The organism is Acinetobacter portensis, from assembly GCF_009372215.1.
Classification (GTDB): domain Bacteria; phylum Pseudomonadota; class Gammaproteobacteria; order Pseudomonadales; family Moraxellaceae; genus Acinetobacter; species Acinetobacter portensis.
Genome location: NZ_LWRV01000076.1, coordinates 18,322 through 43,222 on the forward strand (window position 1 = coordinate 18,322; position 24,901 = coordinate 43,222).

The 24,901-nt window shown below is 37.4% G+C and carries 29 protein-coding genes and 1 tRNA gene; 26 read left to right on the plus strand and 4 right to left on the minus strand.

The window, feature by feature from the left end:
* Position 1 precedes the first annotated feature (1 nt).
* The 21 genes from A6M14_RS08280 to A6M14_RS14115 all read left to right on the plus strand — a co-directional run bounded on the left by A6M14_RS08280 (position 2) and on the right by A6M14_RS14115 (position 17,347).
* A complete protein-coding gene (locus tag A6M14_RS08280; protein WP_152874490.1) occupies positions 2–1,558 on the plus strand; it encodes a phage portal protein in 1,557 nt (518 codons plus the stop codon).
* Positions 1,559–3,538, plus strand: a complete 1,980-nt coding sequence (locus A6M14_RS08285) for a phage major capsid protein (protein ID WP_152874491.1) — start codon at positions 1,559–1,561, stop codon at positions 3,536–3,538.
* A gap of 45 nt (positions 3,539–3,583) precedes the next feature.
* Complete coding sequence (locus tag A6M14_RS08290; RefSeq protein ID WP_152874492.1) at positions 3,584–3,889, plus strand: hypothetical protein; 306 nt, start codon at positions 3,584–3,586, stop codon at positions 3,887–3,889.
* Entirely contained in the window at positions 3,889–4,218 is a 330-nt protein-coding gene (locus A6M14_RS08295; protein ID WP_152874493.1) for a head-tail joining protein, read from the plus strand. Before A6M14_RS08290 ends, A6M14_RS08295 begins: the two co-directional genes overlap by 1 nt.
* Positions 4,215–4,724, plus strand: a complete 510-nt coding sequence (locus tag A6M14_RS08300; RefSeq protein WP_152874494.1) for a phage tail protein — start codon at positions 4,215–4,217, stop codon at positions 4,722–4,724. Before A6M14_RS08295 ends, A6M14_RS08300 begins: the two co-directional genes overlap by 4 nt.
* On the plus strand, positions 4,709–5,284 hold the full coding sequence (locus A6M14_RS08305; protein ID WP_152874495.1) for a hypothetical protein: 576 nt from the start codon (positions 4,709–4,711) through the stop codon (positions 5,282–5,284). Before A6M14_RS08300 ends, A6M14_RS08305 begins: the two co-directional genes overlap by 16 nt.
* Complete coding sequence (locus A6M14_RS08310) at positions 5,281–5,916, plus strand: phage baseplate assembly protein V (protein WP_152874496.1); 636 nt, start codon at positions 5,281–5,283, stop codon at positions 5,914–5,916. The genes A6M14_RS08305 and A6M14_RS08310 overlap by 4 nt, the downstream gene beginning before the upstream one ends.
* Complete coding sequence (locus A6M14_RS08315; protein ID WP_152874497.1) at positions 5,916–6,254, plus strand: GPW/gp25 family protein; 339 nt, start codon at positions 5,916–5,918, stop codon at positions 6,252–6,254. The genes A6M14_RS08310 and A6M14_RS08315 overlap by 1 nt, the downstream gene beginning before the upstream one ends.
* Positions 6,251–7,168, plus strand: a complete 918-nt coding sequence (locus A6M14_RS08320; RefSeq protein WP_152874498.1) for a baseplate assembly protein — start codon at positions 6,251–6,253, stop codon at positions 7,166–7,168. The genes A6M14_RS08315 and A6M14_RS08320 overlap by 4 nt, the downstream gene beginning before the upstream one ends.
* Entirely contained in the window at positions 7,165–7,695 is a 531-nt protein-coding gene (locus tag A6M14_RS08325; protein ID WP_152874499.1) for a phage tail protein I, read from the plus strand. The genes A6M14_RS08320 and A6M14_RS08325 overlap by 4 nt, the downstream gene beginning before the upstream one ends.
* Complete coding sequence (locus A6M14_RS08330; RefSeq protein ID WP_152874500.1) at positions 7,696–8,934, plus strand: phage tail-collar fiber domain-containing protein; 1,239 nt, start codon at positions 7,696–7,698, stop codon at positions 8,932–8,934.
* A gap of 1 nt (position 8,935) precedes the next feature.
* Complete coding sequence (locus A6M14_RS08335; RefSeq protein WP_152874501.1) at positions 8,936–9,445, plus strand: hypothetical protein; 510 nt, start codon at positions 8,936–8,938, stop codon at positions 9,443–9,445.
* A gap of 70 nt (positions 9,446–9,515) precedes the next feature.
* The gene (locus tag A6M14_RS08340; protein WP_152874502.1) at positions 9,516–11,021 is read left to right on the plus strand and encodes a hypothetical protein; all 1,506 of its coding nucleotides are present in this window, start codon (positions 9,516–9,518) and stop codon (positions 11,019–11,021) included.
* Between the two features lie 63 nt (positions 11,022–11,084).
* A complete protein-coding gene (locus A6M14_RS08345) occupies positions 11,085–12,278 on the plus strand; it encodes a phage tail sheath subtilisin-like domain-containing protein (RefSeq protein WP_152874503.1) in 1,194 nt (397 codons plus the stop codon).
* Positions 12,279–12,290: 12 nt separating this feature from the next.
* Entirely contained in the window at positions 12,291–12,800 is a 510-nt protein-coding gene (locus A6M14_RS08350; RefSeq protein ID WP_152874504.1) for a phage major tail tube protein, read from the plus strand.
* Positions 12,801–12,803: 3 nt separating this feature from the next.
* Complete coding sequence (locus A6M14_RS08355) at positions 12,804–13,088, plus strand: phage tail assembly protein (protein WP_152874505.1); 285 nt, start codon at positions 12,804–12,806, stop codon at positions 13,086–13,088.
* A 206-nt stretch (positions 13,089–13,294) separates the two neighbouring features.
* On the plus strand, positions 13,295–15,493 hold the full coding sequence (locus A6M14_RS08360) for a phage tail tape measure protein (protein ID WP_338325171.1): 2,199 nt from the start codon (positions 13,295–13,297) through the stop codon (positions 15,491–15,493).
* Positions 15,493–15,954: a phage tail protein gene (locus A6M14_RS08365; protein WP_152874506.1), complete on the plus strand. Its 462-nt coding sequence runs from the start codon at positions 15,493–15,495 to the stop codon at positions 15,952–15,954. Before A6M14_RS08360 ends, A6M14_RS08365 begins: the two co-directional genes overlap by 1 nt.
* The gene (locus tag A6M14_RS08370) at positions 15,955–16,164 is read left to right on the plus strand and encodes a tail protein X (RefSeq protein WP_152874507.1); all 210 of its coding nucleotides are present in this window, start codon (positions 15,955–15,957) and stop codon (positions 16,162–16,164) included. It begins immediately after the preceding gene.
* Positions 16,155–17,147, plus strand: coding sequence for a phage late control D family protein (locus A6M14_RS08375; protein ID WP_152874508.1), 993 nt, complete (start codon positions 16,155–16,157; stop codon positions 17,145–17,147). The genes A6M14_RS08370 and A6M14_RS08375 overlap by 10 nt, the downstream gene beginning before the upstream one ends.
* 47 nt (positions 17,148–17,194) lie before the next feature.
* Positions 17,195–17,347 (plus strand): hypothetical protein, encoded by a 153-nt coding sequence (locus A6M14_RS14115; protein ID WP_171500264.1) that lies wholly within the window; start codon positions 17,195–17,197, stop codon positions 17,345–17,347.
* A 116-nt stretch (positions 17,348–17,463) separates the two neighbouring features.
* Here the strand turns inward: A6M14_RS14115 and A6M14_RS08380 are convergent, their stop codons facing one another.
* Both A6M14_RS08380 and A6M14_RS08385 read right to left on the minus strand, forming a co-directional pair.
* Positions 17,464–18,243, minus strand: a complete 780-nt coding sequence (locus A6M14_RS08380) for a hypothetical protein (protein ID WP_152874509.1) — start codon at positions 18,241–18,243, stop codon at positions 17,464–17,466.
* Positions 18,244–18,248: 5 nt separating this feature from the next.
* The gene (locus A6M14_RS08385; RefSeq protein ID WP_152874518.1) at positions 18,249–19,460 is read right to left on the minus strand and encodes a tyrosine-type recombinase/integrase; all 1,212 of its coding nucleotides are present in this window, start codon (positions 19,458–19,460) and stop codon (positions 18,249–18,251) included.
* Between the two features lie 946 nt (positions 19,461–20,406).
* On the opposite strand from A6M14_RS08385, the gene glnA reads away from it, so the two are divergent.
* The 5 genes from glnA (at position 20,407) to A6M14_RS08410 (ending at position 24,028) form a co-directional block, all read left to right on the plus strand.
* Positions 20,407–21,822 carry a type I glutamate--ammonia ligase gene (glnA, locus tag A6M14_RS08390; protein WP_171500265.1) on the plus strand — a complete coding sequence of 472 codons (1,416 nt, stop codon included), beginning with the start codon at positions 20,407–20,409 and terminating at the stop codon, positions 21,820–21,822.
* Positions 21,823–21,921: 99 nt separating this feature from the next.
* Positions 21,922–22,200 carry a hypothetical protein gene (locus A6M14_RS08395; protein WP_152874511.1) on the plus strand — a complete coding sequence of 93 codons (279 nt, stop codon included), beginning with the start codon at positions 21,922–21,924 and terminating at the stop codon, positions 22,198–22,200.
* A 110-nt stretch (positions 22,201–22,310) separates the two neighbouring features.
* Positions 22,311–22,802, plus strand: a complete 492-nt coding sequence (locus A6M14_RS08400; protein WP_152874512.1) for a chorismate--pyruvate lyase family protein — start codon at positions 22,311–22,313, stop codon at positions 22,800–22,802.
* A 9-nt stretch (positions 22,803–22,811) separates the two neighbouring features.
* On the plus strand, positions 22,812–23,690 hold the full coding sequence (gene ubiA, locus A6M14_RS08405) for a 4-hydroxybenzoate octaprenyltransferase (RefSeq protein ID WP_152874513.1): 879 nt from the start codon (positions 22,812–22,814) through the stop codon (positions 23,688–23,690).
* Between the two features lie 110 nt (positions 23,691–23,800).
* Positions 23,801–24,028 carry a hypothetical protein gene (locus A6M14_RS08410; RefSeq protein ID WP_152874514.1) on the plus strand — a complete coding sequence of 76 codons (228 nt, stop codon included), beginning with the start codon at positions 23,801–23,803 and terminating at the stop codon, positions 24,026–24,028.
* 67 nt (positions 24,029–24,095) lie between these two features.
* Here the strand turns inward: A6M14_RS08410 and A6M14_RS08415 are convergent, their stop codons facing one another.
* A complete protein-coding gene (locus A6M14_RS08415) occupies positions 24,096–24,548 on the minus strand; it encodes a DUF2726 domain-containing protein (protein WP_188110882.1) in 453 nt (150 codons plus the stop codon).
* Between the two features lie 56 nt (positions 24,549–24,604).
* A tRNA-Asn gene (locus A6M14_RS08420) sits at positions 24,605–24,680 on the minus strand.
* Between the last annotated feature and the right edge of the window lie 221 nt (positions 24,681–24,901).

The window sequence follows — 24,901 nt, forward strand, 5'->3', positions numbered from 1 at the left end:
CATGTTTGGATTGAAGAAAGTAGAGCAGATCAGAACACCAGCCGTGACTGATTTAGAAAATGTCACCGTATCGAAGCCGAAAAAGCTTTATCGAAATATGGTCCGCTCTTTTAAAGCGGCAGTTTCAGGTCGCTTAAATAGTAAATGGCCATCGATGCCAATTAGCGCAGACATTGTGATTGAGCGCAACCAAAGAATTTTAGTAGCACGCAGTCGTGAGCAATGTTCAAACAATGATTACGCTAAAAACTATGTTCGTATGGTGCACCAAAATATTGTTGGCCCTACTGGTGTAACACTTCAAGCACAAGTTAAAAACACTGCAGGAAAACTTGATGCTCACGCTAATGACACACTTGAGCTTGCATGGGTGGAGTGGTCTAAAAAAGAAAACTGCGATATTCAGTCGAAGAAAACTTGGCGTTCCATTCAGCGGACTTGTGTAGTTTCCGCTGCCAAGGATGGTGAATTTTTTGCACGGATCATTCGTGGTGGTGATGCTGGGCCATGGGGTTTTTCATTACAACTTATTGATTCACAACGTTGTCCAATTGATTACAACGCCAAGTTAAAAAATGGCAGATTTATTCGTCAAGGTATTGAGTTTAATGCTTATGGTAAGCCTGTTGCTTATTACTTTAATGCTACTGATGGTGATGATATTCATTATCGAACAGCAACCAATAATTACACTCGAGTAGAAGCATCTGATGTGATTCATGGATTTTTAGAAGATATGGTGGGTCAAAAACGTGGCTTGCCTTGGACTTCTACAAGTTTATTTAGATTACATCAAATATCAGAGTTTGAAGATTCAGCCATTGTGAATGCTCGTGTATCAGCAAACAAGATGGGCTTTATCCAGTGGAAAGATGGATTCGGCCCAAAATTTGAAGATGATGATGAAATTCAAATTGAGTCGCAAGCTGGTGAATTTTCAATGTTGCCAGAAGGTGCAGAACTTAAAGAATGGTCGCCAAACTATCCAACAGGAGAGTTTTTACCTTTCCATAAAGCAATGCTTAGATCAATGGCGGCAGGTATGGGGGTTTTATATAACAACCTTGCTTCAGATTTGGAAAACGTCAATTTCTCGAGTATTCGTCAAGGCACATTAGATGAGCGTGAGCACTGGAAAGAGTTACAACAGTGGTTGATTGAAACGTTAATTGAGCCTGTGTTTTTCGAATGGTTGAAATACACCTTATTAAAAGGGCAACTTAAAAAGAAAAATGGCACGGCATATTCTGCATTGGATCTTGATCGTCTGCATAAAGTGTCTTGGCAAGCACGTCGTTGGACGTGGATTGATCCATCAAGTGAAGTAGCAGCTGCTGAAAAAGCAAAAAATAACATGCTGACTTCACCAGGTGCGGTTATTCGTGAACAAGGTAAGGATCCACAGACTGTTTGGGCTGAATCTGCACGTGATTTAAAAACAATGAAAGATGAATACATTAATCAAGGTTTTTCTGCTGAAACTGCAGAAGAAATGGTACTTGCCAGTATGGGGCGTAAACAATCAGGGACGGTTGGACGTCCGAAGGAAGGTATTTAAATGAAAATGAATCGTATCAATTTAGCTATGGCTTTGGCTGGCACCTGTTGGACACGAGATGCTTCAAACACTGTGTTGCCTGAATTTAATAAAGAAGCATTAACACGTTCTTTTACTTTTGAGCGTGCTTCAATTGACGAAGAAAAACGTACTGTAGAGCTTTCATTTTCAAGTGAAGTGGAAGTACAGCGTTGGTTTGGTTTTGAAGTTTTAGATCATAGTGCTGGTGCTATGCGTATGGATCGCATCATTGGTGGCTCTTTATTGCTAAATCATGATTGGGATGATCAGGTAGGTGTTGTTGAATCAGTACGTATTGATGCAGATCGTAAAGGTCGTGCAGTAGTTCGTTTTGGTCGTTCATCACATGCAGAAGAGATTTTCCAAGATGTTAAAGATGGTATTCGTAAGCATGTATCTGTGGGTTATCGCGTACTTGGTGCCAAGTTAAAAGAAACACGTAACGATGATGATGTTTATCTCATTACAGATTGGGAACCTTACGAGATTTCACTTGTCTCTGTACCTGCAGATATCACAGTAGGCGTTGGACGCTCTGCAATTGTGAATAATGAAAACAAGCCTTTATCTTCGCAAAATAACAACATCGACAATAGTCAAATTCCTCATCAGCAGAGAAAACATATTATGAATTGGGAACATTTTACAGACGATAAGGGCAATCAAGTCCGTCAACAAGTGGATGCCGAAGGTAAGCGTTTTGGTGCAATTGAAATAGTTCGTGCTGCTGATGACACAGCACAACATGGAGCACAAGCAGAACGTAAGCGTGTAAGTGATTTAATGGCATTAGGTGAGCGTTTTGGTGCAGGTGATTTAGTTCGTAAGTTTATTGATGAAAACAAGACAGCAGCAGAACTACAATCTGCGATTTTAGAACGAACCCATGAAAAACAAAGCAAACCGTTACGTGAACAGACACGTAATAGCAATCTTGGTTTGTCTGATACTGAAGTTCAGCGTTTTAGTTTAGTTCGTGCAATTCGTGCGATGTTACCGAATGCAACACAAGCAGATAAAGAAGCAGCAGCTTTTGAAATTGAATGTAGCCGTGAAGCTGAAAAAGCTTATGGTCGTACTGCACAAGGTATTTTAGTGCCGAGTGATGTTTTAAATCGTGCCTTTGAAAAAGGCGGTACTTCAAGCTCGGGTGCAAGTCTTGTTGCTGAAGATCATCGGGCAGATATGTTTGTAGATATGCTTCGTAACCGCACATCAATCATGGGTCTTGGTTATGTGATGGGTGGTTTAGTAGGTGATGTTGATATTCCAAAACAAACCGCTGGTTCAACAGCATATTGGTTAGGTGAAGATGAAGAGGTCGGTGGTTCAAATCCTACTACTTCTCAATTGAAGGCATCTCCTAAAACGGTTGGTGGTCGTGTTGAAATTACACGTAAGCTTTTACAGCAAAGTTCACCTGCAGCAGAAGATTTAGTTTGGAATGATCTAAATCGTTCAATCGCATTAAAAATTGATCATGCTGCTTATTACGGTTCAGGGTCAGCTAACCAGCCATTAGGCTTGAAAAATATTTCAGGCATTAATGCTGTGAATTTTGCTGCGGATAATCCTACTTTTGCAGAACTTGTGAAAATGGAATCTGAAATTTCTTCAGACAATGCTGATACAAACAGCATGGCGTATGTTTTTAACGCATTAATGCGTGGTCATGCAAAAACTACCGCACGTTTTGGTACAGGTACAGAAAGCACGATTTGGGAACCTGGTAATACAGTAAATGGTTATCGTACTGAAATTACTAATCAGATTGCTGATGGTGATGTGTTCTTCGGTAACTTTGCTGACTTAATCATCGCATTATGGGGTGGTCTCGATATCACTATCGATCCGTATTCATCAAGTGCAAAAGGTGGTGTGCGCATCGTTGGTTTCCAAGATGTTGACTTTATTCTTCGTAACACAGCTTCAATTTGCTACGGCAAGAAACCAGCTTAATGCTGGTTTCAAACCTGTCTTTAGAATCCATATAGGCATATAAAAATGGTTAAAAAAATTACTGTAGTCATTGCACTTACATCCGCTGTGGCAATTGATGGTGAAATTCGTATTGCGGGTGAAGAAGTAGAGGTTGATCAAGAGCTTGCAAAAGACTTATTGACTCGTGGGCGTGGTGTGTTGGTTGAGGATAATTCGTCTTCGATTGAAGAAGATGAAGTTGATTTATCTAAAATGACAAAGGCTCAATTGGTTGAATTTGCACTGCAAGAATATGAACTTGAACTTGATGCATCTCTTACCAAAGATGCATTAATCGAAGCGATTCAAACAGCTGCGGAATCTCAATAATGACGTCACCAAGTTGGGAAAATTTAGATGTATTTCTACAAACTGATACAGCAGGTGGCTTTGCTATTGTTGCCACTGTTCAGTTTAAAGATGGATCTGGTGATAAGCCAGTAACAGGCATATTTGATGAACCATATCTAAATGCTCAGCTTGGTGAATATGAAGTTGATGATGCTCAACCTCGATTCACTTGTAAATCTATTGATGTTGATAGTGTTAAGCGAGGTGATGGTTTGTTACTTCCTGATGGGCGTAAATTTTATGTCATGAGCTATCCACAACAAGATGGCACAGGAATATCTATTCTTAAACTTGAAAAGAATGAATGATTTCACTTGATATTAGTGCTCAAGGGATAGAAGCGATTATTGCGGAACTTGAGCCAACGGAAAAACAAGTCAATGTCGCGCTGAGCCGTACATTAAACAAAATGGCTAAGTGGATTCAAACTAGAACTGTAAAAGGCCTAAGTGGTGAACTGCAAGTAATGCAGAAAATCATACGTAGAAGAATGCGTAAAACCACAATTCAAAAGACCAGTACAGGTTGGACGATTAATCTTTGGTATGGCTTGAATGAAATATCACTGATTCACTTAAATGCACGTGAAACCAAACGCGGTGTGACGGCAGGTAAGCACAAACGAGATAGTGCATTTATTGCTAAAGGGCAGGTTTTTAAAAGACAAGGAAAAGGGCGTTTGCCACTTGAAAAGCAAACGTTAGAAATAAAAGAAAAAGCTGATACATATTTGGATGGACAAGCATTTTCTAATGGATACCAAGAGCAATTTTTTAAAGTTTTGGAGCATGAATTGAAATGGCAGATGCGATAGAAGGAACAGATATTGTTGCAATGCATGACAACATTGTAAAAAAACTTTCAGATCAATTTAAAGATGATTTTAAGTTGATTGAATTTTATCGAAGTGAAAATGAACGCTTGCCATTAAAAAAAGAAGAGTTACCAGCATTATTGCTTGAGGTTCCAGACTTTGAATTAAATTTGGAAGGAGATGCGGGTACAGAGCAATTACCTATGTTTGCTCGTATTGAGGCAAGAGTTGTTATCGATGCGATGGAAAAAGAACAAGACAACCCAACTTTTGCTAAATTAAAGGTAAGAACACTCGCCTTAAAACTTGCTCAATACCTTTTTAAAAACAAACATTTTCATGAATTAAAAACAGGTCCATTAACTCTTTTAGATGTGACTGAGGATGCGTTTTATCCAGGACTTGATCGATTCGATGTTTGGCGCGTGGATTTTTCTATCCCTATTCATGTTGGTGAAAGTATCTGGAAATCAGAAGGCACTACTCCAATTGCATTATTTAGTTATTCACCTGCGATTGGCAGTGCTCACTCAAGTGCATATCAGGAGATATTGCCATGAGTTATGCATTAAGACAGATGGATCGGATTCTTGGGAATCTTATAAAAATAGGGCGCATAGACAGTGTTAATTTTGATGCTGGTACCGCAACTGTTGATTTTGATGGTGAGTTGGTTACGGATCTAGAGTGGTCAAAAGATCGTGCAGGTGCTGATCGATCATGGAATGGTGGCTACACCAAAGGTGAGCAAGTTTTAGTTTTATCTCCATCTGGTGATTTGTCGCAGGGTGTGATTGCTTTTGCTATTTCTCAAGATGCTTTTCCAAACGTAGGCGATAGTGAAAATCCGAAGCGTGTTTTTGCGGATGGCACGACTATCGAGTATGACAAATCAAGTCACATATTATTCGTTGACGCCTCTGCTTCTAGTGGTCATGTCGTTATTCGATGCAATACAGCTCAAATACAAGCCGAATCAACAATCACTATGGATGCACCTAATACTGTTTGCACAGGGAATTTAACCGTAGCTAAGTCATTGAGTATGGGTGGTAGTGGTGGAACAGCAACCTTAAAAGGTAACGTTGCAATGACTGATGGATCCGTGACACACAACGGGAAAAATATTGGTGAAGGTCATGGTCATAGCGGTGTTCAGACAGGTGGTGGTAATACAGGAGGTGTCATTTAATGGGGATGAATGCTGAAACAGGTCGTGATTTATCTGGCTTAGATCATTTGAAACAGTCTATAGCCGACATTTTGAATACACCAATTGGCTCACGTGTTATGCGCCGTGATTATGGTTCTAGATTATTTGAACTTATTGACGCTCCAACTAATAGAAGCACAGTAATTGATATTGTTGCTGAAACCGCTGAAGCATTAATGAAATGGGAAGATCGGTTAACAGTAACAGCAGTAGATGTGACGAGTGCTGTAGTTGGTCAAATCATTTTACGAATTACAGGTAAATATAAACTTGACGGTAAAACTGTTCAATTAGATGGGATAGTGGTGGGCAAATGAGCAAAGTAGATTTTTCACAATTACCACCTCCAAGTTTAGTAACTGAATTAAGCTACGAAGCTATTTTCAATCAAAGAAAAGAGAAGTTTATTGCTCTACACGAGATAGATAAGCAAGCAGAAATTCGTAGCTTGTTGCAGCGTGAATCTGAACCAGTTACTAAGTTGCTACAAGAAAATGCATATTTAGAAATGCTGTACCAAGCTAAATGTAATGCAGATGCTCGGTCACTTTTACTTGCTTATGCAGAAGGTGCAGATCTAGACCATTTGGCACTCACAGAATACGGACTCACCCGTTTATTAGTGACTCCTGAAGATAATTCTGTAATACCTCCGATTAAGGCAGTTTATGAGTCTGACGAACGTTTAAAAGAGCGTTGTATTTTGTCCTTCGATGGCATGAACACAGCAGGGTCTTCAAATGCATATCGTTATTTCACATTGTCTGCAGATGGTCGTGTGGATGGTATTAGGGTGAAATCTGATGAGGCAACGCCTTGCTTTTTAGACATTGTGATTACACAAGTCGATAGTGAAAATGGTGAAGCATCACAAGAGCTTATTGGTATTGTTCAAACGGCATTAGATCCAGACACAGTACGCCCAGTGGGTGATCGACCAACCGTAAAATCAAGTATTGCAACAAATTATCAAATTGAAGCTGTACTGTATGTCGGTAAAAATGCAGAAGATGCTTTGTTACTTGAAGCTGCAAATATTCGCTTAGATAAATACATAAAAAATGCTCAAAAAAATGGCGAAAGCATTTATCTATCTGCAATTTATGCAGCATTGCACGTGGATGGTATTGAGAGAGTCGAAATTATTTCACCTGCAGCAGATTTGGTGATGGATAGTTATCACCATCCATATTGCACCGCTAAAAGTATTACGGTTGGAGGTGTAATTTGACAAGTTTACTTCCTCCAAATTCCACAGAATTAGAACGAAAACTTGCTGAAGTCGGTCAAGATGCTTTTGATTTACCATCCATTCGTATTGTTAAAGATATAGATCATGTGCCATCGCAATTTTTACCATTTATCGCTTGGCAAAAGTCTGTCGATTATTGGGATGACAACTGGCAAGAAGAATTAAAACGAAAAGTCATTAAAGAATCACGAGCTTTACATCGTTTAAAAGGCACGCCAGCAGCAATTAAAAAAGCCTTAGAACCCTTTGGTTACGAAGTGACTTTAATCGAATGGTTTAAGGCAGAACCTAATTTAGTACCAGGTACTTTTAATTTAGAGCTAAACGTCATTGGCAAAAGTTTAAATGCAGAAACATACGCTGAAATTAATCGCTTAGTTTCGGAATCTAAAGCAGCATCACGGCATTTAGCAAACCTTACCGTAACAATTAACCCAATTTTAACGATACGCAACCTTATTGTGCATCAAACAGCATTAACGTATACAAGTGAGCCGAGGGCATAAATGGCTGAATATTATAATGTCACAACAAATTTAGGTGACGCTGAAATAGCGAATGCAATTGCCACAAATACAAAGTTGAATATCACTCATATTGCTTTTGGAGATGGTAACGGTTCAGTACCAACCCCAAATAAGGCACGAACATCTCTAGTACGTGAAGTTCATCGTCAAGCTGTCACTAAATACGAGCGACACGCAACAAATGCCAATTGGATTGTGATTGAAACGATTATCCCATCCAGTATTGGTGGGTTTTGGGTGCGAGAGATGGGAATCATTGCGAATGGAAAGTTAATTTCACATGGTTCACATGCTCCTTTTGAAAAAGTTGCAGACCCATCGGGTGTAAGTGAATATCGACTTAGATTTACGCAAAATGTAACTGATGGTTCGGTTGTTGAGATTACGTTAGATGAATCGTTAATTTATGCATCTCAAGCGTGGGTAGAAGAAAACTTTATTAAACGTACTGAGATTGTAGATAATTTAATTACTGCTGATCCTAATAAGCCGTTGTCCGCAAATGCTGGTAAATCCTTACAAGATGGTAAGTTGGATAAAAATGATAATGCTGTAAGTGCAACCAAGCTACATAATGCACGTACGATTGGTGGTGTACCATTTAACGGCATTGCAAATATTAATTTACCAGGTGTAAATGTAGCAGGTAATCAATCAACCAGTGGTAATGCAGCAACTGCAACTGAACTTCAAACAGCAAGAACAATTGCAATTTCAGGAGCTGTAACGGGAACAGCAACAGCGTTTGATGGTTCGGCAAACATTGCAATTGCAACAACTGCAATTGATGGTTCTAAAATCAGTACAGGTACAATCCCTGCAGCACGAATTCCTGCTGCATCAACAAGCGTTGCAGGCGTAGTAAAACTAAACAACACACTCACAAGCAATAGCACAAATGAGGCTGCAACTGCTGCACAAGTTAAGATTTTGAATGATACCAAAAGTACAGTAGTTGTAATGACGGGGATTATTGCAGATGGCGGCACAATCCCTTTGCCAGATGGTTTCACAGAATCTCAATGTAAATGGATGGTGTCTTTAGCAAATGGTACAAGCTCCAGTCATGCAGCTGATAACAGAGGAAGTGATCAATTAAATTACGAGTGTAGTTTGAATGGTCGAGTAGTGACAGCAAAATTAAGAATGAGTAACACAGTTCATGGTGGTGTAGCAACATCATTTACCGCAAATTACATGATTATTGGGGTGAAATAATATGTTTTATATTTTTAACAAACATTCAATTCTAAAAAGTTGGTGCGATATTGAACCTAGTTCTGCTGACATTAAAAGCCGTGATGAGTTTTTCATAGAAACAGAAGAACGTATGACAGCTGCTGAAAATGCTTTTTTAGATGGTTCTGAAGTGTATTCTGACTTTACATTTAGACCACCTAAGCCTTCACAATTTCACGAGTGGAACGGTATAGATTGGATGGATCCACGCTCAGAAGAAGAAAAAATCGCATACAAACGTTCACAATACCCAAAACTCAAACGCTATCAATTCATGCGTGGCATGCTTGAAAACGGTTATAAGTCTTCAGATATTGAAGCTCAAATCTTGCGTATTGAAGATGAATACACACGTGATCTCACAATGCTTGGATTTAAAGATGCTGGCTATTTTGATAGGAACGACCAAAGCATTGGCGTTGTGCGAGATATTCTTGGAAAAACAGATTTAGAAATTGATGAGTTTTGGGAGTATGCTTTGGCTCTATAGAATTTAATTTTTAAGAGCGTATTTTATTTATGATAAAATAACTTTAACTAGTTATCTTGTTTATTTTTCTATGAAAATTTTACGCTCTTTAAAAAAACGAAAGCTTAGTATTCAAAATTTCTTTTTTAAATGTATGCTTTTATCAAATGTAAATTTTGTAAAGTCTAATAATAAAAAGATTCACTTAAATTGGGAAAAAAATCAAAATAAAGTTAATGCAATTTTAAGTGAAATTAAAGTAAGCAGCGAGAGTTTTTCAGAAGTAAATTTCACTTTGAATTGCAATATACCTAAATTGGCTTGGGGGCTTAAAATAGCAGAATCAAGTATTAATATTAACTATGGGCTAGGTGTTACTTGTCACTCAAAAGGAATTGTGGAAGGTGTTTGGGATGGGGAGTTTAACAAATTTGATTATTCAAAATCTGAACATGTTTTTGGATCAGGCCTAACTATAGAGAATAAAAACCTAATAATTACCCCTCCATCTCACATGTATGAGTGCGTTTTTTTAATAAAGAATAAAGTAACGAACGAGGTGATAGCCTCAAATTCACTAGCATATTGTTTATCATTTTTTAAAAATAACATTAAGAGTGATGATGAAGTTTTTGAAGATATTAGAGAGAATAATGACAGACAAACAAAATTAGGCGTATTGGGTTTTGAGCCTTTAATTTATGAGCATGATAGCTTTAACTTGTATGCGTTGTACTATCATAATTTTTCTATATCACCTGAGGGTGTTAAATTAGAATCGAGATTACATGAGCGGAATTATGCAAATTTTGAATCTTACAAGAACTTTCTAGAAGATACGTTAAGCTCATTAATTGATAACGGGGAAAGTCAGAATAGAGTCAAACAATTGAAAGCTTTTTCAACGCTAAGCAAGGGCTACGATAGTCCTGCAGTAACATGTTTGCTAAAAGATATTGCAGATTTTGACTGTGCGACAATAAATGTTGAGGTAAATGGTTTAAATGACTCTGGGCTCGAAATCGCTGAAAAACTAGGGATTGACTGTATCTCATGTGAGCACCCAGTAGGCTCAAATATTCAGAATTTAGGTGATGTTGAGTACTCAGCAGATTTAGTAGAAATTTCCAATGTTTTTTTTGCTACGCAAGGTTTGGGTGATGATTCAGTATTTTTATCTTTTGATAAATACTTAGATGATAAAATCGTATTTACTGGTGCTCTAGGAGATACTATTTGGAATGCGAATAATCAACCACCAAATGGTATTCCCGTTCGAGTTTTATATGGTAAAAGTTTGACCGAGTATCGACTTAAGAAAGGATTTGCTCATATCCCTGTTCCAACTATTGGTGCTGTTTTTCCAGTCAGTATTTATAGATTAAATTTCTTGAGTGATATGCAACCTTATTCAATAAAGGGTAATTATAATCGACCAATTGCTAGACGCATTGTTGAAAGTGCAGGAGTTTCACGAGGAATGTTTGCAACAGAAAAGAATGCAACAAATCCGCATATCACCAATACTAAAACTTTAAAAAAGCATGCTTTTTATAAAGTTTTCAATGATTATGATTTCAGTGATTCGCAATTGTGAATAATGAAAACTACTACTTAAAGCGTAAGAATTGACTAAAATCTTCAACTGAGATTGCGGTTAATGAGCGATTTATTTTTACATGGGATTCAAAACGTCACGGTAGATGATGGTGCACGTCCCATCACTACTGTGCGTAGTTCCACTATTGGCATGATTGGGTCTGCACCAGAAGCAGATCCCTTGATCTTTCCTTTAAACAAACCTGTATTGATTGCTGGTTCTCGTACGCTTGCAGCAAAGTTAGGTGATGAAGGTACACTACCACAAGCTATTGATTCTATTTTTGATCAGATTGGCGCCGTACTCGTTGTTGTTCGCATTGATGAAGGTGAAACTTCTACAGAAACACTTGCTAATGTGATTGGTGGGGTGGATGCAAACACTGGTACGTATGAAGGCGTACATGCATTTTTAGCATCTGAAAACATTACAGGTTTTGTGCCAAAAATTCTAATTGCACCAGGCTTTACTCATACACGTACAGAAGCAGTTGGTGAAACTCCAGCAACAGCAAATCCAGTGGTTGCAGAATTAATTGGAATTGCTGAGCGATTAAAAGCCGTCATTATTGCAGATGGCCCAAATACCAATGATGCCGATGCAATTGCATATTCAAAAGACTTTGGTTCTAAACGCGTATTCTTGGTTGATCCTAAAGTTTTAAAATCAGTTGGTGGTGAAACTTCTCAAGAATGGGCAAGTGCATGTGTTGCAGGTTTAATTGCTAAATCAGACAATGATCGTGGTTGGTGGTGGTCTCCATCAAACCAAGAAATCAATGGTATTGTTGGTACTGCTCGTGCAATTGATTTTGCAATGGGCGACGCGAATTGTCGTGCAAATTTACTCAATGAAAAAAATATCACAACAATTATCCGCCAACAGGGTTATCGTCTTTGGGGCAACCGCACACTTTCAAGTGATTCAAAATGGGCATTCTTATGTGTTGTACGTACAGCAGATATGATTGATGAATCATTAAAAGCTGCACACCTTTGGGCTGTAGATCGTGGCATTACAAAAACTTATGTAGATGATGTGATTGAGGGTGTGAATGCTTACTTGCGTTACCTCACAAACATCGGTGCTATTTTGGGTGGTTCTTGTTGGGCAGACCCTGATCTAAATTCAGCAGATCAAATTGCACAAGGAAAAATCTATTTCGATTTTGACTTTACGCCAGTGTATCCAGCTGAGCATATTATTTTCCGTTCTCATTTGGTCAATGACTATATCAAAGAGATTTTTTCTTAAGGAGTATTTGAGATGGGTGTAGCAAAGGATATTCGTAAGAATTTTAATTTATTTGTTGATGGTCGTGGCTATGCTGGTAACACAGATGAAGCCAATATGCCTGAATTGTCTTTACAAACTGAAGAATACCGCGCTGGTGGTATGGATGCCCCGATTGATATCACTATGGGTATGGAAAAGTTAGTTGCTGACTTCACGTTGAATTCTCATAGCAAAGATGTTTTGTCACTATTCGGTGTAAAGGAAGGTAGTCAAACTTCATTTATAGTGCGCGAAGCGATGGAATCATATGATGGTACTACAACTGCTGTAGTTCATAATTTGACGGGTAAAATTGTAAAAATCAACCAAGGCACATCAAAACCTGGTGAAGCACCTAAAGACAAATATGATTTGTCTTTGACGTATTACAAACAAACCATTGGTGGTCAAGTAATTCATGAAATTGATGTGATCAATATGGTTCGTATTATTAATGGCACAGATATATTGGCAGATATTCGCTCAGCATTAGGAATGTAAAAGATGGAAAACTTAGAAGACTTAAAGAAAGATTATATCCAAGAAGAGGAAGGCAATAATAAGATTGAATTAAGCCGTGCTTATGGTGGCATTCAACATGTAGATATGCGTGAACCGACTGTGCAAGATTTACTTTCTGCTGAAATGCAAGCAAAGGGCAAGTCTGATGCAGAGCAGGAAGTCACTATGTTCGCAAACCTGTGTGAAATTACACCAGATTTTATTAAAGGTTTGGGTGTACGGGACTATAAACGCCTTCAAGCATCATACCGACTTTTTACAGCTTAAGTGCAAATGACATTAGACAAAATGTTATTGCACTATCATCATTTACATCATGGTCGTTGACTGAAATTGAAAGATTACCAATTTCACGATTGATTTGGTGGTGTGATGGATTACCAAGAGAAACCGCTTAAGTGCGGTTTTTCTTTGCATAAGTGAATAATGAATAAAAAGCATTAAAAATAACAAAATGGCACATTGGTTTAAGTGTGTCAGATACAATGTCAAATAAGAAATTAAATGCCATTATCACAATTGGTGGTGAGGTTGCAGGGTCTTTACGCACTGCAATTGGCAGTACGACTTCTCAATTAGGAAAAATTGGTTCTGAAATTCAGCGTGTCAAAAAACAACAATCTATGCTTGGTGAGTCCATTCGTACTTTCGGAAGCATGGGTAAAAATGTTGATAATTTGCGTGCACGTTATTCGAGTGTGACAGATGAATTAAACCGTCTCACCAAATCGCAAGAAAATTTAAATCGGGTTGAATCTGCACGTCAAAAAAATGCTGCTATTCGTGGTGGTGCTGCAAAAGTTTTAGGTGGAGCTATGGCTGCATCTGCAACAATGATAGTTCCTGTAAAGTTAGCAATTGATTTTGAAAGCTCAATGGCAGATGTCAAAAAAGTATTTAGTGGTACGGATACACAATTTAAAACAATTACAAATGAAGTCTTAAAAATGTCCACAGTATTGCCTATGGCTGCAACTGATATTGCAAATATTGTTGCATCTGGTGCTCAATCAGGAATTGCAACGAGTGAGTTAACTAAATTTGCTGAATCAGCTGTAAAAATGGGTGTTGCATTTGACATATCCGCCGAACAAGCAGGTCAAAGCATGGCAGAAATGCGTACTGCTTTTAAAATGTCGCAAGATGAAGTTATTACATTGGCGGATAAAATTAATTATTTAGGGAATAGTACCCCAGCCGCAGCAAAAGGAATCATGGATATTGTTCAGCGTATTGGTCCATTAGGTGAAGTTGGAGGTTTTGCATCTGGATCAATTGCGGCTCTTGGTGCAACTATGCGTGGTATGGGGGTGCAAGAAGAAATAGCAGCTACAGGCATTAAAAATATGATGCTTGCGTTAATAGCGGGTGAGTCTGCAACGAAATCACAACGTAGTGCAATGAAAGATTTGGGGTTGGATTCTGAAGAAGTTGCTAAGTCAATGCAAAAAGATGCCGAAGGAACTACGCTAAAAATTCTGGAATTAATTAAAGCCTTACCAAAAGAAAAGCAAGGCGCAATGCTTGCAACTTTATTCGGCAAAGAATCTTTAAGTGCAATTGCGCCTCTGCTTACCAACATGGATGCCTTAGAGGAAAACTTAAAAAAAGTTGGTGATGCTACTAAATATGCTGGATCTATGAATGATGAATACAAAGCAAGAGCTGAAACGACAGCCAACAATATTATTCTTTTTAAAAATAAAATAGCGGAACTTGGTATAAGTATTGGGTCTGTCTTACTTCCACCTTTAAATATTTTTCTTGGAAAAATGGGAGCTGTTGTAGACAAAGTATCAGCATGGTCTAAAGCAAATCCAGAACTATCATCAACTTTAACGAAAGTTGCTGTAGGGGCAGTTGCGGTTGTTGGTGGTGTTGCTGCGGTAGCACTTGGTATTACAACTGTTATTGGACCAATTGCACTTGCTGTAAGTAGCTTTTCTGTGTTGGGTGGAAGTGCAGGGGTGGCTATTGGAATGCTGACCAAGATGATTACCCCAATTAAAATGATTGGTACGGTGCTGGGCTTTGTGGGTAAGTTTGGTGTTGGTTTGCTGTTTAAAATGGTTTCTGCCATTAAGATGATTGGTACTGTATTCGCTATAGTTGGTAAAGCAATGCTTGCCAATCCGATGATTTTAGCAATTACAGCCATCGTTGTTGTCGTGGTGGGTGCTGCTTATCTTATTTATAAACACTGGGATAAAATAAAAGTCTTTTTTGCTGAATTTGTTGATAAAACAAAAGCTAAATTTGTGGATTTCGGCAAAGCTATGGGGGCTGTATGGGACTCTATAAAAGCAAAAATTCAACCCGTCATTGATATGTTTAAATGGATAAAAGATAGTGGAGCAGCCATTTTGGGTGGCATTGGTGGAGCTGTTGGAAAGGCGTATGAAAAAACAAAAGCATTCTTCACTGGAGGAAATAGTGCGCCATCCAAAGCACCATCAACTCCTATTCCGCACAGATCAACACTAGCACCACAAATTCGCGGAGCCAATACCAAAAGCATTGTGTCACAACCAAATATTACTCAGTCATTCACAATTAATGCTGCACCAGGGCAAAATCCAAATGAAATTGCCAATATTGTGATGCAAAAAATTAATAGAGCAAATGGTGTGGCTCAGCGCGGTTCAATGTTAGATGCGGGGTATGCACAATAATGGATGGTCAGATTTACGGTACATACTTAACAATGATGAAGTTAGGTGCATTTCGCTTTTGTATTTATACAGCTGCTTATCAAGAGCTAAATCGAACAACAAATTACAAGTGGGGTGAACAAGCTGTCTTTGGTGGTTGGGATAATCTTCAGTATTTAGGACCGGGCGAAGATGCAATTTCATTAACTGGCGTAGTTTATCCAGAGTTTAAAGGTGGTACAGGGCAAATTGATGATCTAAGAGCATTAGCTGCAACTGGACAACCTCAATTACTTGTGAGTGGTACAGGTAGAATTTTAGGTTATTGGGTGATTGGTAGTATTACCGAAGGTCAAACCAAATTTGCTGCTTTTGGAGTCCCTCGTCGTCAAGAGTTTACAGTCAATATACGTAAATATTCAGATAATCCCGGGCGTTTAGGTTTGCTTGGCACAGTTATGAATGCAGTAGGATTTATATAAATGGCTCAGTATTCAACAAAAGATGGCGACACTTTAGATGAAATCGCTTACCGCTATTATGGAAATACAAATAATAAAGTGGTGGAAAACATCATTGAGGCTAATTTTGGTATTACTAATTATGGCCCGATATTACCAGCGGGTGTTTTGATTGAGCTACCAGAGGTAAAACAATCAACTGAAAAGCAGAAGGTGAAACTATGGGATTAAGACCATGCTTTTCTGTAATAGCCAATGAAACTGATATCACCAGCATCATTTCAGATTTATATGAGTATGTATCTGTTACCGATGGAACAGGTTATGAGTCGGATACTTGTGAGATTTCATTAATTGACGATCCTATTCGTCCTATTGAGTTACCCAAAAAAGGTGCTGAGTTAAGAATATCTATGGGGTATGACTTAGCAATGGTGGATATGGGGCTTTATATAGTCAGTGAAGTTTCTTTATCAGGCCCACCTGAAAAAATGGTTATTCGTGGTCGTGCTGTACCTCAATTAACAAGTAAAAGTGGAATTACATCATTAGCATCTCAAAAAACAAGATCATGGCCAAAAGATACAAGTGTGTCGGCAGTAGTCACTAAAATTGCACGAGAGCATGGCTTAGATCCATTTGTAAGTGATGCAGTCGCTAAAATCAAACTTCCACATTTTGATCAGTCTGATGAATCGGATTTAAACTTTTTATTACGTATTGCTAAAAGGTACGATGTGATCTGTAAACCTGCAGGTGGAAAGCTACTTTTCGTAAAACGAGGCGATATTGACTTGCCTAATTTGATTTTATCAAAAGAAGAAGTGAGCGATTGGGAAATGACATCGAGCACAAGTGATAGTGCAGGTACTGTAATTGCTTATTGGCATGATAAAAAAGGTGCTAAAAGAAAAGAAGTTAAAGTCGGAGATGGTGAGCCTGTAAAAAGATTAAGACATAATTATCAAGATGAGAAAAGTGCATATGCTGCTGCACAAGCATCACTTGATCAATCACGCCGTGGTGAGGATAGTCTTAGTTTAAATTTACCTGGTAATCCTAAAATTTCAGCAGAAATGCCAGTAACTCTTTTGAATTTTAGAGAGGGTATTACTGGTAATTGGATTATTGAGCAATGCACACATAGTATTGATAAGGATGTAGGTTTTAAAACATCAATTCAGGGTGTGAAAAGTTTAAAAGATGAAGAGTAAAATGATATTATGTGATTGAAGTTTATTTAATTTATTAGGTTTTTTAAATGTCTAAAGATATTAATCCTGAATTAGAAAAAGCAAAAGCGGATCAATTGGAAGCTTTAGTTAAAATTGTAAATAGTTCTGCATATCAGAACCCCTCAGTAAAAAGATCTACTGATGATGCAATCAGAAGAATTTCTGAATCAATTAGATAATTCTTGTTTTGAAATTTAAGTTGCTCAGACACTATGTAAGAGCAGCTGCAAATTGAATTAATTTGTTGTTTTTATTGAGTATGATTTGAAATAGGAAAAGCCCTCAAGTGAGGGTTTTATTTTTCAATACTGTTAATAAATGATTCAATTGCCGCCCCAATACCCATTAAATCATAATATATGTTTATTTCATTGTGACTATAGATATTATATGCATTACCAAGTTCATCTATATTTTCATAGTAAAACACGCTGTTGCAATCGCAAAAATTATCAGCATAATCCTTAATATTATTATGGGTTAAAGGTATTTTTTTTATAGATTCTAGGTTGTTAAAATTATCGTTAATAAATTTAAATCCATCTAGCCATGCTTGGAGTGATATGCCAAACCTAGATATTTCATCATGCAACATGCCATTTTCACCTTGTATAGAATAAATAGACATGGATGTTAATGTTTGTTCTAGATTACTAATAATATTATTAAGCATACTCAAATCAGGAGTAGTAAGTTTTAAATTTGTGTTGATAGTAGTTTTTTTGTTGGTTATATATTGAAACCGATCATTCAAAAATAAGTAATTATCATAATTCCCTCGAATTTTTTTAAAATAAGGCATTAATTCTGAAATTATCAAAGCTGCATTATTTAAATTTTGCAGTTGCACAGAATATTTAATTTGAGATCTCCAATCAACATATAATAAGCTAGCGATATAAGCAGCAGCTAAGGTTGTTATAGCCCCAACATAACCGCCTATTAATGTTAATGAGTTGATTACAGGACTACTATCCTTGCTACATCCCAAATAAATAATGGATGAAATAATCAAAACTATTATCAAGGCAATTGTGCAAGCAATTATGCACTTAATTTTTTTCTGAATATTCATAATCTCTACCACCCATCCACAATATCACACCAATCTTGCATCATTTTTCTGCGATCATCTAAATTTTGTGCATGATTGTATGTTCCACGAATTGCATTTTTATCAACGTGCGCTAATTGCAATTCAATCCATTCAGAACTATACCCCGCTTCATGCAAAACGGTTGATGCTGTTGCTCGAAAATCATGTGCTGTAAATTCAAACCCCATAGAGCCTAGTGCCCTATTTATCGTGGTTTTATTCATAATTTTGGATTTATTAAACACCGAGCAGAACACATACTCATCATTAGATTGTTGTTTTTGAATCTTTAGAATCTCAACCATTTGTGTTGTTAAGGGCACAAGGTGAGTTCGATTCATCTTAATATTGCGTTCACCCTTATCAAGTTGTTCCTTGGTTGCGGGTGGAATGGTGATTAATTTATTTTTTAAATCCACCCAATCCCACTTTAAGCGACAAAGCTCAATTGATCGCATCATTGAGTACATTAAAAGTTTGATCGAATTTTTCACCATTTCGGTCGATCGACTATTTTTTAATGCTTCGTGAAAGCGTGCTTTTTCTTCATCCGTCAATGGTCTTGCTGTTTGCTTTGGTGGACGCTCTACAGTTTGCCCAAGTGAGATTGCAGGATTATTTTCACATCGTAAATTTGCAATAGCGTAGTTAAAAATTGAGTTAACAAGCTGTCTATTTCTAATCGCTGTGCTTTCACCAGTTCCATGATTCATCTGTTTAGATACTCGTTTGATAGTATCTTTCTGCATTCTTAAAACATCATGCGGTGTAACACCCTTAATGTCTTTATGGCCAAAAGCAGGAAAGAGGTCTTTTTCGAATGCTTTTTCTACAGTAGTTCTAAATGACTCAGATCTACGATTCTTTTTAGTTTCGTACCATTCAAGCGCAATTTCCCTAAAGGTTGATTCGGCAATAAGTTTAGCTTTTTCTTTTTCACTAGCTTTGAATTTTGCGGGGTCAATATTTTGATCAAGAAGTAATTTTTGCTCTACAGCTTTTTGACGTGCAGCCGCAAGTGTAATCATTGGATACTCACCAAGACTCAACATTGATGCTTTACCAAGAAAGCGATATCTAAACCGCCAATGCTTAGTTCCGTTCGTGCGAATCTCCAAGCACAAGCCTGAATGATCAGCCACGCGATACATTTTTTCACGTGCTTTTAACTGTTTAATTTTGGTATCATTTAGCATAAGTTGTGAGTAACGAAGTGTCGAAAGCTTGTTACTCACAATCTTACTCACAAATCACTTCGCTGTCATTTGATAGTATTTTATAATAATTTAAAATTTAGACCGCTTAAAAATAGCTAAGTATTTTATCTTTATAGTAATTTATAATAATTGATAATTATGCTTCTTTTCGATCATTAAGAGCATGAGCTAACCTATTGAAATTTACGCATATTATTGCGTTTTAATTGTTTGAAGTAGTATCCATTCTATCAACATGAAAGCTTAAGAAATTAGCATGTTGTTGATATTCATTGGTATAAAATGAATCGCGAATCATCATAGCAAAAAATAATCATTTTCGGCTGAACTATTTATATGATAATCGTTGTTAAGCCTTATGAGTTGGATTGTATAAGTATAGATGATGGGAGATAGGTTTCTTAAATAATCGCTTTATATTTCGTTGATGAAAGCGATATCAGAGCTCTTTCATTAATATATTAAATAATGATAATTTTTTGATGCCTGAAAGATTTTTTGAGCTTTAAAAGCCTTTTTTTAAATATATAGAGACGACCCAAAATGAAGCATGTATAAGTTTCACCAAATGTTTAAACTTAATTTATGAAAAATATAGTTTAAAAATAATAAAAAATATTTTTGAGTATTATTTGGTGGAATTCAACGAATAAATTTAGTCAGATCATGATTTTAAAACAATCGTTGCACTAAATTGGTGCTATCGGAAAATCTTTTTAAACAAATACGATGAAGAATGGGTGAATATGGTGCATTTCCGTGTACAGACAGTATAATAGAGCCTAAGCCAAGCCCATATTGCATGTTTTCTGATAAGGAATTCAGTATTTTGGTATTGGTTTTAAAAGTTGGTACGGTAATTGCTTAATACTAGTCAACTACTAACATGCACTTCACAAGTGCAACAAAAAAACATCGGAGCAAAATGAGCATGGCGAACAAGGTCCTTCAACTCATCCAAGAAAGTGGCGCAAAATGGGTCGATTTTCGCTTTACTGATACCAAGGGTAAAGAGCAACACGTAACTTACCCAGCAGATACAATTGACGAAGACACATTTGAAGACGGCAAAATGTTTGACGGTTCTTCAATTGCAGGTTGGAAAGGTATCGAAGCATCTGACATGATTTTACGTCCAGACGCTGAAACATGTTTCTTAGACCCGTTCTTCGCAGAGCCAACTGTCGTTGTAACTTGTGACGTTATTGAGCCTTCAACTGGTCAAGGTTATGACCGTGATCCACGTTCGATTGCTCGCCGTGCAGAAGAATACTTAAAATCTACAGGTATTGGTGATACTGCATTCTTCGGTCCAGAGCCAGAATTCTTCGTATTTGACGAAGTGAAATGGGATATCGATATGTCTGGCGCGCGCCATACATTAATCGCTGAAGAAGCTGCTTGGTCTACAGGTAAAGATTACGAAGCAGGTAACTCAGGTCATCGTCCACGTGTTAAAGGCGGTTACTTCCCAGTTCCTCCTGTAGATTCTTCACATGATATGCGTGCAGATATGTGTGCAAAAATTGAAGACATCATGGGTCCTGGTCGTGTAGAAGTACATCACCATGAAGTTGCATCTTGCCAATTAGAAATTGGTGTGAGCTTCAATACGATGGTTCGTAAAGCCGACGAAGTACAACAGTTCAAATATGCTGTTTGGAACGTTGCGCATCAATATGCGAAAACAGCAACGTTTATGCCTAAACCAATGGTTGGCGATAACGGTTCTGGTATGCACGTTCATATGTCGATTGCAAAAGACGGCAAGAACTTGTTTGCGGGTGATGAATACGCAGGTTTGTCAGAAATGGCACTTTACTTCATTGGCGGTGTGATTAAACACGCTCGTTCATTGAATGCAATTACAAACCCATCGACTAACTCGTACAAACGTTTAGTTCCGCATTATGAAGCACCAATTATGCTTGCTTACTCAGCACGTAACCGTTCGGCTTCTATCCGTATTCCTTACGTTTCTAGCCCTAAAGGCAAGCGCATTGAAGCACGTTTCCCAGATCCAATGATGAACCCGTACTTAGGTTTCGCGGCATTGTTGATGGCGGGTCTTGATGGTATCCAGAATAAGATTCACCCAGGTGAAGCTGCTGACAAAAACTTGTACGATCTTCCTCCTGAAGAAGAAGCGAAAATCCCTACAGTTGCACACAGCCTTGATATGGCACTTGAAGCACTTCAAGCGGATCACGACTACTTACTTAAAGGTGGCGTATTCACTAAAGAAATGCTTGAAGCTTATATCGAGCTTAAAACTGAAGAAGTTCGTCGTTTGAACACGACAACTCACCCAGTTGAATTTGATATGTACTACAGCTTGTAATTCTTTTTTTAGAATTTCACGATAAAAAACCCGCGCTAGTCGCGGGTTTTTTATTATCTTGAGTTAATATGAATCTATTCATTTGATATTTGAGTTGTTATGGCAAAGCCTCGTAAAAAGCATACTGGATTTTTTCCATGGAATGATCCTAAAGATCACGATAAAGGTTTTAAGTTGAACTTTTCTGAAGTGACTTATATGGAAATTGGTCGAACTGTGGAAGGATATAAGCAAGCGGAATTTGTAGCATTAAAAAATCCTGAATTGGCGCTTGAATTTGATTATCCGCAAAGTTTCTATTTAAGTGCTGAAGGTTTTATCTTAATTAAAACGCCACAAGGCAAATTTGAAGTCATTGCTAAAACTGACAACTGTTAGTTTTATACTGTGTAAAATTCATAAGTGAATGACCAATTGCTTATGATCACAGCATTTATAAAGATTAAATTAAGTTAAAATTAATGATTATTTAAAAGAGTAATGAGCTTATGCGCAACAAGCAAATGTGTGAAATGTTGGGAGGTAAAATACCTCCTGAATTACGTACATGGCTATATGCATCGGGTTCTTTAACTCAGCAATTAACCGATTTAGCGGGTGGGAAATTTCGTGTTGAACCTACTCAAGAAAGCTTTGTACGTTTAACGCATTTAGATGCAAAGTGGATGAATATGTCACATCATCATACATCTTGGGTGCGTGAAAGCTTTTTATATGGTTCAGAAAAACAGCCTTGGGTAAAAGCAAAAAGTATTTTTCCTATTTTAAGCCTACAAAAAAAAGCACGAATATTTCAGCATATTGGGAAAAAACCAATAGGCATGTTTTTGTTTGATCGAACAAATCCTAAATGTGAAAGACGTGTTCTTTTACTTGAAGATGGTTGGACACGACAAAGTTGCTATACTTGGCACGGTTGCAAATTTATCGTGCAAGAAACTTTTTTACCTGCTTTTGAGCAGTTTATTCAGCAAGGTTAAGGGATATTTATGTCTGTTGCGCAACAGATCACTTGGCGTGAGCGTTTAGAAGCTTATTATTATTTGTGCCGTTTCGATAAACCAATTGGCACAGAGTTGGTATTTTGGCCAACCATGTGGGCGCTTTGGATTGCAAATAAAGGCATGCCTGAAATAGGTATTTTAATTCCAATGATATTGGGCACAATTTTTATGCGTGCGGCAGGTTGTGCAATTAATGACTTTGCTGACCGAAAAGTAGATGCCCATGTTGAACGAACGAAAACACGTCCTTTGGCAACTGGTATTATTAGTGCGAAAGAAGCGATTTATGTGTTTTTGTTTTTAGTTGTCGCAAGTGCATGTATGTTGTTCTTTTTGCCTATAGAAACGTTTTATTGCTCATTTGGCGCATTGTTTTTAGCCTTTATTTATCCATTTATGAAGCGTTATACGCATTTGCCGCAAGTGTTTTTGGGTGCGGCATTTTCATGGTCAATTCCCATGGCATATACGGCTGTAGGGCAGGAATTAGGCTTAACTTGTTGGTTGCTTTACTTTGGTAATTTGGCTTGGACAGTTGCATATGACACGCAATATGCGATTACAGACCGTGAATACGATTTAAAAATTGGTGTGAAATCTACCGCTATTTTATTTGGTAAATATGATATTGAAATTATTTCATTGCTTCAATTGATAAGTATCGTTTTGATTGGAACAGCGTTATATATAGAAAGCTTACTCATTCCATTCGGCTTAATTGCTTTGTTATGTGTTGCTGCCGATTTTATTTATCAGTGGTCTAAAACGAAAGGGCGAGATCCACAGCTTTGTTTCTGGGCATTTAGACATAATAGATGGATTGGTTTAATGATTTTTATAGGTATTGCCGTAGCTTTACAATAAGACTTATTTAAATAATGAAAAGCATCTAATCGGGTGCTTTTTTTATTGGTTGTGATTTAAATATTCACGTATATTGAACGACCTTTTGTTCCTTGCATGATGGACTTTAAATGACGCAATCTACAAAAAAGCCAATTTCTAAAAAGACGATATTGTTAGCAAGTTTAGGATTAATCATTCCTTTATTTTTAGTCGCAATGTCTTATTTAGCCGTAAGTGGTGATGCAAATAATCAGGAAAAATATAAACAGCAACGTGAAGAAATTATGTTAAAAGTGAAAGCGAGAGAAGCGAGGGAGCGTGCTGCTTCGGAAGCTTTAGCATCTAAAAATAATTAAGCTCATTATTTCTTTTGGTTTGTTATTTTAAGCGACATAAAAGTCGCTTTTTTATGTTTAAGTAGTTTTAAGAGTGACTCAGAATATCTCGTCTTAAGCTTTGTGGGCTTGGAATATCGGTATAACGATAAACTTGATAACCTGCTTGTAACAGCATGGCATCACGCTCTGCATCTTCCTGTTCTTTGCCTATATGCGTTGGATCATCCAGTTCAATAATTGCAATCACATTCATCTTTTTATCTAGAATGACAAAGTCGGTTACTTTACGATTGAACTTAGATCGAACTTTAAAATTATGATGTGTGATGAGTGCACTAAATGCCACTTGCGCAAGAATGTGATATTCGGGAAAGCTTTGATTGAGTCGATGAAACATCTTACTTTCAAAGTTTGTAATGACTGGGCGAGGGAAGTATTTTTGAGTTGGCCGAGCATAGCGCTGAACAACGAGGATGAATAAAGCCAAAGAGGCAATACATCCAATAATGAAAAAGGTAAATTGAGTCGATTCAAACACGGCAGGATCTTTAAGCAATAAAAAACCCACTTCGTAATGAGTGGGTTTTTAGAATTTGGCTCTCCAACCTGGGCTCGAACCAGGGACCTGCGGATTAACAGTCCGTCGCTCTACCGACTGAGCTATTGGAGAATCTGAAACGAATTCTATGTGTCAAATGCTATCAGGTCAAGCAGGAATTCAAAAAAACATGCTGTTTTTGAATTGAATGTTTTAAAATTAGGCGTATTGATGGTGGGAGGCTGAATTTTTATTGGATACGGTGTTTAATATCACAAATAGTTTCTATTTTATTGGGGTTTTGTATAAGAGGTTTTGTGTTAAATGAAAGATTGATATGTGCTGAATTAGCA

Bases quoted from the DNA above. Each gene is read 5' to 3' on its own strand.
- A6M14_RS08375 (WP_152874508.1), top strand. From the start codon at position 16,155: ATGGGATTAAGACCATGCTTTTCTGTAATAGCCAATGAAACTGATATC.
- A6M14_RS08350 (WP_152874504.1), top strand. From the start codon at position 12,291: ATGGGTGTAGCAAAGGATATTCGTAAGAATTTTAATTTATTTGTTGAT.
- A6M14_RS08385 (WP_152874518.1), bottom strand. From the start codon at position 19,460: ATGCTAAATGATACCAAAATTAAACAGTTAAAAGCACGTGAAAAAATG.
- A6M14_RS08410 (WP_152874514.1), top strand. From the start codon at position 23,801: ATGACGCAATCTACAAAAAAGCCAATTTCTAAAAAGACGATATTGTTA.
- A6M14_RS08280 (WP_152874490.1), top strand. From the start codon at position 2: ATGTTTGGATTGAAGAAAGTAGAGCAGATCAGAACACCAGCCGTGACT.
- A6M14_RS08355 (WP_152874505.1), top strand. From the start codon at position 12,804: ATGGAAAACTTAGAAGACTTAAAGAAAGATTATATCCAAGAAGAGGAA.
- A6M14_RS08295 (WP_152874493.1), top strand. From the start codon at position 3,889: ATGACGTCACCAAGTTGGGAAAATTTAGATGTATTTCTACAAACTGAT.
- A6M14_RS08310 (WP_152874496.1), top strand. From the start codon at position 5,281: ATGAGTTATGCATTAAGACAGATGGATCGGATTCTTGGGAATCTTATA.
- A6M14_RS14115 (WP_171500264.1), top strand. From the start codon at position 17,195: ATGTCTAAAGATATTAATCCTGAATTAGAAAAAGCAAAAGCGGATCAA.
- A6M14_RS08370 (WP_152874507.1), top strand. From the start codon at position 15,955: ATGGCTCAGTATTCAACAAAAGATGGCGACACTTTAGATGAAATCGCT.
- A6M14_RS08290 (WP_152874492.1), top strand. From the start codon at position 3,584: ATGGTTAAAAAAATTACTGTAGTCATTGCACTTACATCCGCTGTGGCA.
- A6M14_RS08395 (WP_152874511.1), top strand. From the start codon at position 21,922: ATGGCAAAGCCTCGTAAAAAGCATACTGGATTTTTTCCATGGAATGAT.
- A6M14_RS08305 (WP_152874495.1), top strand. From the start codon at position 4,709: ATGGCAGATGCGATAGAAGGAACAGATATTGTTGCAATGCATGACAAC.
- A6M14_RS08330 (WP_152874500.1), top strand. From the start codon at position 7,696: ATGGCTGAATATTATAATGTCACAACAAATTTAGGTGACGCTGAAATA.
- A6M14_RS08400 (WP_152874512.1), top strand. From the start codon at position 22,311: ATGCGCAACAAGCAAATGTGTGAAATGTTGGGAGGTAAAATACCTCCT.
- A6M14_RS08315 (WP_152874497.1), top strand. From the start codon at position 5,916: ATGGGGATGAATGCTGAAACAGGTCGTGATTTATCTGGCTTAGATCAT.
- A6M14_RS08340 (WP_152874502.1), top strand. From the start codon at position 9,516: ATGAAAATTTTACGCTCTTTAAAAAAACGAAAGCTTAGTATTCAAAAT.
- A6M14_RS08345 (WP_152874503.1), top strand. From the start codon at position 11,085: ATGAGCGATTTATTTTTACATGGGATTCAAAACGTCACGGTAGATGAT.
- ubiA (WP_152874513.1), top strand. From the start codon at position 22,812: ATGTCTGTTGCGCAACAGATCACTTGGCGTGAGCGTTTAGAAGCTTAT.
- A6M14_RS08285 (WP_152874491.1), top strand. From the start codon at position 1,559: ATGAAAATGAATCGTATCAATTTAGCTATGGCTTTGGCTGGCACCTGT.
- A6M14_RS08380 (WP_152874509.1), bottom strand. From the start codon at position 18,243: ATGAATATTCAGAAAAAAATTAAGTGCATAATTGCTTGCACAATTGCC.
- A6M14_RS08320 (WP_152874498.1), top strand. From the start codon at position 6,251: ATGAGCAAAGTAGATTTTTCACAATTACCACCTCCAAGTTTAGTAACT.
- glnA (WP_171500265.1), top strand. From the start codon at position 20,407: ATGAGCATGGCGAACAAGGTCCTTCAACTCATCCAAGAAAGTGGCGCA.
- A6M14_RS08300 (WP_152874494.1), top strand. From the start codon at position 4,215: ATGATTTCACTTGATATTAGTGCTCAAGGGATAGAAGCGATTATTGCG.
- A6M14_RS08335 (WP_152874501.1), top strand. From the start codon at position 8,936: ATGTTTTATATTTTTAACAAACATTCAATTCTAAAAAGTTGGTGCGAT.
- A6M14_RS08365 (WP_152874506.1), top strand. From the start codon at position 15,493: ATGGATGGTCAGATTTACGGTACATACTTAACAATGATGAAGTTAGGT.